Here is an 11,061-nt window from a genome sequence, read left to right as displayed (position 1 = left end):
GCTGGGGGCGAACCGCACGGTCTCCATCAACGCATTGTGGCCGAGGGTGGCGCTGAGGACTTGATCCTGTGACCACTACAGTGTCACTGCCGAAGAACCCGCCTCGCAAGTTCAAGGACAGGTTTACAAATGGCTGAATTTCGATGGTTGGCGGGCCGTTGTTGAGGGTGGTAGGTTGACGGCAATGTCACGGCGAGCCTGCCTGTGCGGGCCCGAATGGGCCTGGAAATGGGGAATCTCCGCAGTGGTGGATGATAGTCAGGCTTAAGAATTTTTTGGGACTGGAGAGTTCCTCCGCGCTGCATCTACGTTAGCGTCCGCTGTCTGTAGGTCAGAATATTGCTACCTATACCACTTTGGCTCGAATGACGGCTTTGAGGCAGGAACGCAACCCAGCAATGGCCGTCCCGGCGAGGCTTATTGAGCTAGATAGACCATGGACAGCAACGCGGCTCTTAGACACGTTTCGATTCGCGTCCCCTGGCACGACGCCGGATGGGCCGGAGTCGTGTGCAAAGCACCACACCTCAACGGTGCGTGCGCGAAGCTCACGCGGATAGCTGGACAGAAGCGAGACGAGGAGGAAAAGAAGTACGCAGGGCAGTCTCTTGATATCCTAGCCGTCAGCAATTGGCCGTGCTGCGTCGATGAACGCGGGATGTTCATGGCTCCGTTCGAGATTGAAAAGACCAAGCTCCATGCGTTGGCGAACAAGGATAGGAAGCACTACGGGCACTTCAGCCCAACGGTTTATCGCTATCCGGCCTACTCGGCAGATATCGTCCCCTTCCGATGGATGATGCGTGAGAACATCGAATCATATCGAGACCTTTACGAACTTGACGTTGACGATGCGAGGGAGCCTGATCTTGGATACAAGACGAGCTGGATTCACGAAGCGGAGAATCAGCGAGCGATGCTTGACGGGTTCGCAGCACACCTTCGCAAAGAAGAGTCTCTTTGCTTCTTTTATGCCAAGCATGTTCCGTTTTTAGAAACCACGGGCCGAATCCTGATCGGCGCGGGGCGAGTTAAGGCAATCGGTGGCCTAAAAGAATTCGAACGCAGTGGCAAAGGGATGCGAGGCATGATCTGGGAGCGTCCTGTGCAACATTCAATCCGTCCCAACGGCAAGGACGGATTTCTGGTTCCGTACTACGATGTCCTCAAGCAGGTTGAGGACAACCCGTATCTGGACGTGGAACGCTATACAGCCAAGGCTCCAGACGAACATTGGGACGAGTTCTCTTACGCGAGTGAGCTCGTCACGCACGACGGCGCAATTGCGGCGCTATTGTCGCTTGATACCGCGCTGGACAGAATGGAGTCCGAGCTTGGGCTCCGCACCGAAGCTCAAAGACAGTGGATTCACCAAGAACTAATACGGTTGTGGAAAGTTCGCGGCCCGTTTCCCGGCCTGGGAGCGGTCCTTTCGGCATTCGGGCTCTCGCGAGGCATCTTTGTCGCCCACGCCCTTCAGCAGAAGGCCGGGGTGAACGAAGACCCTTGGCCACTCGTTGGCACGGCATTCAACGAACCTGCGTCGGTGCTGCCAAGCGACCTGCATCGAGATCTCAATGAACTAGCTCCGACGTGGAAAGGGTTGACCGCGGAGCGCAGGGCTTACTTGAAGTTGCTCAGCCGGTTCGAACTGAGTACAGTCCAAGCCGCTTCTCTTTACGACGATGGTTCGCGGCGCAAGCGTAACTGGGAGGGCTCTGACGAGGAGATTATGCAGAACCCCTATCGGATCTTCGAAATCAGCCGCCACGATCCCGAAGGAGTTCGACTTTTGACGGTGGACCGAGGCGTGTTTCCAGAAGACAACGTGCGGCTTCGCCATCCCCTCGAATCCCCGTCAGGCTTGGACTCAGCGGTTGATTTGCGGCGAGTCCGGGCATTCACGATTGCTTCACTGGAGGAGGCTGCCCTTGCCGGGCACACACTGCTCCCAAAGGACAAGGTTGTAGACGCCATTCTGAACAAGCCGGTGCGCCCACCATGTCCCGTGACGGCTGACATGCTCACGGCCCGAGTTGCAGAAATGAAGCCGGAGATTGTCGTCGCCCCGTTGGACAATGATATGGGCCTCCAACTTTCTCGGTACGAAGCTATTGGCAATGAGGTTCGTCGCCAGGTGGAAGGCAGAATTGGAGGCAATCGGCACGCCCTTGACCGCGACTGGTTGGGCTTCCTTGAAGTGAAGTTTGGACCTGCGACTGACAAGGAGGAGAGCCAGGCGAGAACGGAGAAAGCGGCCGCGCTCGCCGAACTCGCTGAAGCTCGGTTCAGCGTACTTGCAGGGCCGGCGGGAGCGGGCAAGACGACGGTGCTCGGAATCTTATGCGCTCAGGAAGAGATCCGTGATGAGGGCCTTCTACTTTTGGCCCCCACGGGAAAGGCCCGTGTCCGCATGCAAGAACTCGCCGGTGGAGGCAAAGCCTTCACGCTTGCTCAGTTTCTCAACCAGCATGGGCGCTACGAGGGCCGAACAGGTCGCTACATCACGAATGACCGACCCAAGGCCACCGGTTTCGGCACCGTCATCGTCGATGAGTCTTCGATGCTTACCGAGGACATGCTTGGAGCTCTGCTCGATTCGCTTTCCGGCGTGAAGCGCTTCATCTTTGTCGGAGACCCGGCCCAACTCCCACCTATCGGGGCAGGGCGCCCGTTCGTAGACATCGTCGCTCGCCTAAGGCCTACGGACTATGAGTCCCGCTTCCCACGCGTTGCGTCCGGCTTCGCCGAGCTCACAATTGAGCGCCGACAGGTCGGAGCGGAGCGACCCGACATGCGCCTTGCACGTTGGTTCAGCACAACGCCCCCGTCTCCAGGAGACGACGACGTCTTTGTCGGTGGTGCCAACGAGCATGCGGCAATTCGTTTTGTAGAGTGGGAGAAGCCGGAAGACTTCCGTGTCAAACTCGTGGACATCTTGGTCGACGAGCTCAAGCTCTCAGGACCAGACGATATCCGAGGGTTCAACAAGGCGCTCGCTGCTACCTCCAGCGCGGACTTCGACTACTTCAACGCGACCCGAAACGGCACCACGGGAGCCGTGTCGGCAGTTGAAGCATGGCAAATCCTGAGTCCTCTTCGAGGCACATCTTTCGGGGTCGGAGACATAAATCGGCAGATTCATGAGCGATTCCGATCCGGGTTCTTGGATCTGGCGACCAAGCCTTGGCGCTCGATCCCGAAGCCGTTCGGCGCGGAACGCATTGTCTATGGCGATAAGGTGATGAACCTGTCGAACCATCGTCGTGACGGTAGTAGGGTCTATCCGCAAGAAGAAGCCCTTGGCTATCTCGCCAATGGAGAAATCGGTATTGCGGTTGGGCTGTGGCAAACCCGGAAGAACCCAAAGATTCTGAAGGTCGAATTCTCGTCTCAACAAGGCTTCACGTACGACTTCTACGGTAACGACTTCCGAGAGGAAGGAGAAACGGCGCTTGAGCTTGCCTATGCCCTGACTATCCACAAGGCTCAGGGTAGCCAGTTCAAGCTTGTCATTCTGGTTCTGCCGGAGGGACACCCAATCCTCTCGCGAGAACTTATCTACACGGCGCTGACTAGGCATCAGGACCGTGTGGTTGTCATGCACCAGGGACCCCGTAGCATCCTGAAGCAGTTTGCCGACCCACATTTCTCTGAAACGGCAAGGCGAATGACTAACCTATTACAGCCCTGTCGTATGCTGGAATTCCCGCAGGCCAAAGGCAGCCTCTTCTTCCAAGAAGGTCTGATTCATAGAACCAGCACCGGCATCGCGGTCCGTTCCAAGTCGGAATTGCTCGTTTACGAGGCTCTTCGCAATGCAGGTCACGCGCCTGAGTACGAGAAGGCGCTAACATTCGGTGGATCAACTCGCTACCCAGATTTCACGCTGGACGATGAAATCTCTGGGCGCACCGTTTATTGGGAGCACCTCGGGATGCTTGAGCGGGAGGATTACCGCCACAGTTGGGAGAAAAAGCTCCAATGGTATCAATCAAACCAAATCCTGCCTGCCGAAGAAGGTGGCGGCTCGAACGGAATGCTCGTGACTAGTCAAGAGTCAAGGGCGACGGGATTCGATCTAACGGACGTTCAAGCGAAGATTCGCAAATATCTCCAGTAGACCGATGATGGGCCGCCACAAGCCGTCTTACACACTGGACAAGTACGTGATAACCGACGAGGCTACGATCAGGGCCGGGCAGGATTGGTTTGCCGAGAATCTACGCGGGGCGTGCACTGCGGAGCCTGAGTGGCTGACTCAGGCTCAAAAAATGGTGGGCGGTACAGGACTTGAACCTGTGACCCCTACAGTGTCATTGTAGTGCTCTACCACTGAGCTAACCGCCCGTCTTCTGTTGTCGGCCGGAGGAGTGAGCCGGCCGGCCCGGTGGGCCGGAGTGGCCCTGGGGAAGCGAAATGTACCCCGTGGGGGCGGGAGATTGCACCCGGACCCACCCGGAAATGCCCACTGACTCGCCCACGGGACGCCCCTGACCCCCGGACTAGGGGAGACTGCCCAGCATCGCCGCGGCCAACCCGACGGCCACGGGATGCCCCTGACCCCCGGACTAGGGGAGACTGCCCCGCATCGCCGCGGCCAACCCGACGACCATCGGGTGCCCCTGGCCCCCGAACTAGAGGAGACTGTCCCGCATCGCCGCGGCCAACCCGACGACCATCGGGACGCCCCTGACCCCCGGACTAGGGGAGACTGCCCCCGCCGAGAATCAGGCGGTGCCTTCCGCGTAGCTGTTCAGGTAGGCCACCTGTTCCGGGGTGAGGGTGTCGATGGTGACCCCCATCGACTCCAGCTTGAGCAGGGCGACCTGGCGGTCGATGTCCACCGGGACGGTGTAGACGTCCTTGGCCAACTGGGCCGCGTTCTGAACCATGTACTCGCTGCAGAGGGCCTGGTTGGCAAAGCTCATGTCCATGACCGAGGCAGGGTGGCCTTCGGCGGCGGCGAGGTTGATCAAGCGCCCGTCGGCGAGCAAGTAGACCTTCTTGCCGTTGCGCAGGGTGAACTCCTCGACATAGTCGCGGGCCATGCGCCGTGCCTGGGACGACATGTCCAGAGTGGGGATGTCGATCTCGGCGTTGAAGTGGCCGCTGTTGGCGAGCACCGCCCCGTCCTTCAGCTTGTCGTAGTGGCGGCCGTCGATGACGTTCTTGTTGCCGGTAAGGGTGATGAAGACGTCGCCGAGCGGGGCGGCCTGCTCCATGGGCATGACCTGGAAGCCGTCCATGACCGCCTCGATCGCCTTGGTCGGGTCCACCTCGGTGACGATGACGTGGGCCCCCAGACCCTTGGCGCGCATGGCGACGCCCCGTCCGCACCAGCCGTAGCCCGCGACGACGACGGTCCGGCCGGCAAAGAGGATGTTGGTCGCCCGCATGATGCCGTCCAGGGTGCTCTGGCCCGTCCCGTAGCGGTTGTCGAAAAGGTGCTTGGTGTCCGCGTCGTTGACGGCGACAATGGGGTAGGCGAGGACGCCTTGGGCGGCCATGGCGCGCAGGCGCACCACGCCGGTCGTGGTCTCCTCTGTGCCACCGATGATCGTCTCGATCAGCTCCCGGCGGTCGTTGTGGATCACGTTGACGGTGTCGGCCCCGTCGTCCATCGTCAGGGTCGGCTTGATGTCAAGGGCTTGGTGGATGTGGCGGTAATAGGTGTCGTTGTTCTCGCCCTTGATGCAGTACGCCTGGACACCGTAGTGCTTGACCAGCGCGGCGGCGGTGTCATCTTGGGTGCTGAGGGGGTTGCTGGCGCAACAGGCGACCTCAGCGCCACCTTCCTTGAGTGTGCGCAGGAGGTTGGCGGTCTCGGTGGTGATGTGCAGGCAGGCGGCGATCCGTTGGCCCCGGAGCGGCTTTTCCTTGGCGAACCTCTCGCGGATCAGGCGCAGGACCGGCATATCCTTCTCGGCCCACTCGATGCGGTCGCGGCCCTGGTCGGCAAGCGCAATGTCCTTGATGTGGTTCGCAGTGTCGTTCATGTCCGTTGGATGGAAGTGTCGCACAACCGGCTCGACCCCCAATAAGTATCGGCCCGCCGAACGGTCGTGCTCGGCGGGCCAGGGTCTTTCGTGTCAGCCGGGGAGCTGACTTAGCCGGTCTCGACGTTTCCAGCCGGACGTCGTCGCCCTGTCGTCGTCGTGGTCTTGGGCTTAGGCGCGGTCTTGGGCTTGCGGGTCGCGGTCTTGGTCGGGGCTTTCTTGGCCTTGGCGGCCTTGGGCTTGGCAGCCGGCTCCTCGGCCTTCGCCTCGGCCGTCGTCGTGGCGTCGGCGGTCTTGGTGGCGGTGGCCTCTTCCTTAGGCGTCTCAGCCTCGGGAGCGTCCTTGTTGATCTCGTCGCCGACCTTGTCGCCAAAGTCCTTGATCTTCTCGCCGATGCGCTGGAGGATCGGCTTGGCGCCCTTGTACAGCGTCGCGGCGACGAACACGCCGCCCAAGACGAGCAAGGCGCCGAGTGGTCGGGTGGGTCTCATGGTTCAGTTCCTTGGTTGCTTGTTACCGGCTCAGCAGGAGAGGCGTTGCGGTCCGGGGACTTCTTGCCCGCCAGCTCCTGGAGCGCACCGACGGCGAGGAGCACCCCGGCGACCGTGATAAGGACGTCGGCGACATTGAAGACGGGAAAGTCGATCAGACGGATCCAGAACATGTCGGTGACTTGGCCGAACATGCCCCGGTCGATGAGGTTACCCAGCGCACCGGCGGAAAGACACACCATCGTCACGTGCGTCATCCGGCTTTCCTTAGGCCTGGCGATGCTGTAGACGAGGGCGCCGAGCCCAATAAGGACGGCGATGGGGGCGAGGAGCACGCCCTTGCCTTGGAGCATGCCGAAGGCGATGCCTTTGTTGAAGACGAGCTTGATCTCAAAGACGCCGGGCCACAGGGCGACGATGGTCCGGCCTACCGTGTTGTCGCCTGCCGTCCGGGCCCAGAGTTTGACCAACTGGTCGAGGACGACCAGTCCAGCCATGCTCGAGACGACGACCGCGGCATGCTTCTTGTTCATAGGCCGAGTACCGCCCGGTCGCGAGCGGAGAGGGCGACTTGCTCGCCCTGGTACTCGACGACCTGGACGTCGGAACGCCGCAACCGGCACCGCGCACACTTTTCAAACGGGCTGACGGTGAACTCCGTTGCGGGTTCCCCGGCACGGATCTCGACGGAGGCCATCTTGAAGAGGTTGGCGAGGTCGAGCCCCAGGGAGCCGACCAGTTCTGCCTGGCCAGGGTCGACCGTGGCCACGACGGCCACGTCCTGGCTGTCTTTGGTGCCCCTGTCTTCCCGCCACTTGTCGAACGCGGCGAAGACTTCTCCACGGACCTGCAACAGGGCCTCGACCTTTTGGTCAAGAGCGTCAAATCCCACGGGCACCTGAGGGCTGAGGGTCTCGTGGAACACGCTGGCCAGTTTGTCAGGCTTGTCGAGGAGGGCGTAGATCTCGTCGGCGGTGTGGCACAAGACCGGTGAGACAAGGCGGCACAAGACGCTCAACACCTCATGGCAGGCGGTCTGCGCCGACCGACGGGCCACCGAGTCGGCGGCGTCACAGTACATGGTGTCCTTGATCGCGTCGAGATAGAACTTGCTCAGCACGTTCACGCAGAACGTGTGCACGTCGACCATCGCACGGTGGAACTCGTAGCGGCGGTAGAGGTCGAGCACGTTTTCGGCCAACTGGTGGGTCTTGCCGACGATCCAGGCGTCGATGCCCTGCAAAGCGACGCGGTCGGACGCCTTGAAGTCGTAGAGGTTCATCTGGAGGAACCGCAGGTAGTTGCGGACCGTCCGGTACTCCTCGCCGACCACCTTGAGGATCTGCTCGGTGCAGGGCATGTCGGTCTCGTAGTCGATGCTGGCCACCCAGTGGCGCAAGACGTCGGCCCCGATGGTCGAGCAGACGTGCACCGGGTCGATGACGTTGCCCAGCCGCTTCGACTGCTTGCGGCCGTGCTCGTCGGTGACAAAGCCGTGGGTGACGACCTGGCGGTAGGGGGCGTGCCCTCGCGTGGCGGTGCAAAGGATCAAGGAGACGTTGAACCAGCCCCGGTGCTGGTCGGAGCCTTCCAGGTAGATGTCGACAGGGAGTTCGTCCTGCCACTCCGGTTCGACTTCGCCCGGCATGACGCAGAGCGCGGTGCATCCCGAGTCAAACCAGACGTCAAAGACGTCGACCTCCTTGCGGAAGCTCGTCTCGCCCGTCGTCGGGTGTCGGTATCCCTGGGGCAGGATGTCGGCCGCCTCCACCTCGTACCAGGCGTCCGAGCCCTTCTCCTCGACGAGGCAGGCGACCGCCTCGATGGCGACGGGGTCGAGCACGGGGGTGCCGCTGTCGGCCCCGTAGAACACCGGGAGCCCGACGCCCCAGGGACGCTGGCGCGAGACACACCAGTCGGGTCGGCCCGCGACCATTCCCTTGATACGTTCATAACCAGATGGTGGAAACCACTCGACCCTGTCGATCTCTTCCAACATCTTCTGGCGCAGGGTCTTGGTCGGGTCGAGATGAAAGGGCGCGTCGATGCCGACGAACCATTGCTCGGTGGCCCGGAAAATGACGGGCTGGTCGTCGCGCTCGGCGTGTGGGTAGCTGTGTTGGTACTCCTCGGCCAGAAGCAGCATGCCGAGTTCGCGGAGCCGTTCCACCACCACGGTGTCGCACTTCCGGTAGAAGACTCCGGCGAACTCGCCGGCCTCCTCGGTCAGCACGCCGCGTCCGTCCACCGGGCAGAAGGCAGGCAGGTTGTACTTCTGACCGGTGTAGAAGTCGTCTCGCCCGTGGCCCGGCGCGGTGTGGACGACACCCGTGCCGTCTTCGGTGGTGACATAGTCGGCGAGCACGGCGACCGAGTCGCGGTCGAACACCGGGTGCTTGAACCTTGTGCCTTCTAGGGCGCTTCCCTTGATCCGGTCAACCACTTGGTCAATGTCGAGGCCGACCTTGTGCATGACGTGCTCATAGAGCGATTCGGCCATCACCAGGTGGGCGTCGCCGGACTTGACCACGACATAGTCTAGGCTGGGATGGAAGGCGACGGCCAAGTTGGCCGGGATCGTCCACGGGGTCGTGGTCCAGATGACGGTCGAGACGTTGTCCAGCCCGTCGAAGACGCCGTTCACGTCTTCGATCAGGGGGAACTTGACGTAGATCGAGACAGAGACATGGTCCTTGTAGACGATCTCCGTGTCGGCCAAGGCGGTCTGGGAGGTCGGCGACCACAGGACGGGCCGCAGGCCTCGGTAGACGTAGCCGCCCTCGACCAGGCGCTTGAACACGCGGATGATCTCCGCCTCGTATTTGTACGCCATCGACGTGTACGGCTTGTCCCAGAGGCCGAAGACGCCAAGGCGTCGGAACTGCTCGGACTGGACCCCGATGTAGTGCTCGGCGTGCTGGCGACAGGCCCGGCGCAGTTCGACGGTGGTCGGCACCACCTTCTTTTCATTGAAGGTCTTCATCACCGCCTGCTCGATCGGCAGGCCGTGGTTGTCAAAGCCGGGCACGTAGGGGGCGCGGTACCCCATCAGGGAGCGCGACTTGACGACGAAGTCCTTCAGGATCTTGTTGAGGGCGGTGCCCAAGTGGATCGGCCCGTTGGTGTAGGGCGGGCCGTCGTGGAGCACGAAGGACGGGGCGCCGGCCTCGCGCCGTGCCGCGATGATCGAACGATAGAGCCCCTCTTCGTCCCAGCGGGCCTGCAGGTCAGGCTCACGTTTGGCCAAGTCGGCCTTCATGGGGATGGCCGAACTTGGGTCTGGCAAGTTCAGAGTGGCTTTAAAGTCCATGGAAGTTCAGGATTGTACTGGGGGGCCGGGGTGCCGACGCGGGTACAACCGCGACGTGCCCTGGTACCGCGTCGTCCTCAGCGTCGTCTGCCCGCCTCTCGCCGTGATCGACCGAGGGGTGAAGCCATTGCTGCTCACCCTGGTCCTCACCGTCCTCGGCTGGGTCCCCGGCACCGTTTGCGCCCTCGTGTACTCCAGCGAGCCGGCCGAGCAAGCGTCGTTTTGAAGTGAGGCTTTCCGGTAGAGCGTGATTTTGGATAATCACGCTCTACTGGTAGAATCCAAGCTGTGAAGGTTTATCTCTCGAACTCGGACTACCTTCGCAATTTCGAGCACTTTCTGAGGGGTTTCGACCTTGGTGAGCCTGGGCGTCTGACGGTCACCACCCACGACAGGTGGGTGAGCGTGCACCCTGTCGTCCTCGCGATGATCGCGGCATTGGGTAGCAGACTCCGTCCCCAGGACGTCCACATTGATACGATCACCGCGACATCTGGGCACTATCTGGATCGCATGGGGTTGTTCGAAATCTTGGGCAAGGCCTCCCCTTTCACGATCAAAAAGCACGAAGCAGCCGGGAGGTTCATCCCAGTCACACAGATCAGCACTTCCGCGGAACAGACGCGCTTTATTACGGACATGATCCCCCTGCTGCACCTGGCGCCACAACAGGCCGATCCGATCAAGTACGTAGTCGGGGAGCTCGTGCGCAACGTCCTGGAACACTCGGCGTCCCCGACGGGTGCGTTTGTTGCGGCGCAGTACTACCCAAAGACCAACACGGTCCGTTTGGGTATCGCGGATGTGGGCGTGGGCGTCCGCGCCTCGATCTCAAATGCCTGGCCGGTGAAGAACGAGATCGACGCAATTGCGCTTGCGCTGACTCCAGGGATCACCGGAACGACGACCCGCGAGGGAGGCACCGAGACCAACGCCGGAGCGGGGCTTTTCTTTGTCAAGTCCATGGCGATGGTGGCGCGCGACTACTTTATCCTCTATAGCGGTACTGGTCTGTACAAGCTGACCAAGCGAGACAAACGCTACAAGGGGTTCCCCCGGCTCCATGCCGACCCGCGGCTCGACAGGCACGCTGAGACGAACATCGCACCGCGGTTCCCGGGCACCGTCGTCGGCATCGACATGTCGCTTGACCAGACCCAAGAGTTCCAGGCTCTCTTGGCGGCAATTAGGACTGCATACATGTCTGCGATACGCGAGCGAAAGAAGGAGCGGTACAAGTCACCTAAGTTCATCTAGTGGG

Annotated in this window: 7 protein-coding genes and 1 tRNA gene; 3 read left to right on the top strand and 5 right to left on the bottom strand. The window is 61.3% G+C overall.

Annotated features, from left to right (window positions below; all coding sequences use genetic code 11):
* Positions 1-436: 436 nt before the first annotated feature.
* A complete protein-coding gene (locus KF857_12225) occupies positions 437-4,123 on the top strand; it encodes an ATP-dependent RecD-like DNA helicase (GenBank protein ID MBX3112760.1) in 3,687 nt (1,228 codons plus the stop codon).
* A gap of 152 nt (positions 4,124-4,275) precedes the next feature.
* Here KF857_12225 and KF857_12220 read toward each other — a convergent pair.
* The 5 genes from KF857_12220 to ileS all read right to left on the bottom strand — a co-directional run bounded on the left by KF857_12220 (position 4,276) and on the right by ileS (position 9,800).
* Positions 4,276-4,350: transfer RNA gene (locus KF857_12220), tRNA-Val, on the bottom strand.
* A 380-nt stretch (positions 4,351-4,730) separates the two neighbouring features.
* Positions 4,731-5,999: an adenosylhomocysteinase gene (locus KF857_12215; GenBank protein MBX3112759.1), complete on the bottom strand. Its 1,269-nt coding sequence runs from the start codon at positions 5,997-5,999 to the stop codon at positions 4,731-4,733.
* Between the two features lie 110 nt (positions 6,000-6,109).
* Positions 6,110-6,490 (bottom strand): hypothetical protein, encoded by a 381-nt coding sequence (locus KF857_12210; GenBank protein ID MBX3112758.1) that lies wholly within the window; start codon positions 6,488-6,490, stop codon positions 6,110-6,112.
* Positions 6,487-7,023: a signal peptidase II gene (gene lspA, locus KF857_12205; GenBank protein MBX3112757.1), complete on the bottom strand. Its 537-nt coding sequence runs from the start codon at positions 7,021-7,023 to the stop codon at positions 6,487-6,489. The genes KF857_12210 and lspA overlap by 4 nt, the downstream gene beginning before the upstream one ends.
* Complete coding sequence (ileS, locus tag KF857_12200) at positions 7,020-9,800, bottom strand: isoleucine--tRNA ligase (GenBank protein ID MBX3112756.1); 2,781 nt, start codon at positions 9,798-9,800, stop codon at positions 7,020-7,022. The genes lspA and ileS overlap by 4 nt, the downstream gene beginning before the upstream one ends.
* 55 nt (positions 9,801-9,855) lie before the next feature.
* Between ileS and KF857_12195 the strand changes: the two genes are divergently transcribed.
* The gene (locus KF857_12195) at positions 9,856-10,026 is read left to right on the top strand and encodes a YqaE/Pmp3 family membrane protein (GenBank protein ID MBX3112755.1); all 171 of its coding nucleotides are present in this window, start codon (positions 9,856-9,858) and stop codon (positions 10,024-10,026) included.
* Between the two features lie 62 nt (positions 10,027-10,088).
* The gene (locus KF857_12190) at positions 10,089-11,057 is read left to right on the top strand and encodes a hypothetical protein (protein ID MBX3112754.1); all 969 of its coding nucleotides are present in this window, start codon (positions 10,089-10,091) and stop codon (positions 11,055-11,057) included.
* Positions 11,058-11,061: the final 4 nt, after the last annotated feature.

The organism is Fimbriimonadaceae bacterium, from assembly GCA_019638795.1.
Classification (GTDB): domain Bacteria; phylum Armatimonadota; class Fimbriimonadia; order Fimbriimonadales; family Fimbriimonadaceae; genus JAHBTB01.
Note: the sequence above shows the minus strand (reverse complement) of the source record. Positions and strands in the feature narration are given on the sequence as shown.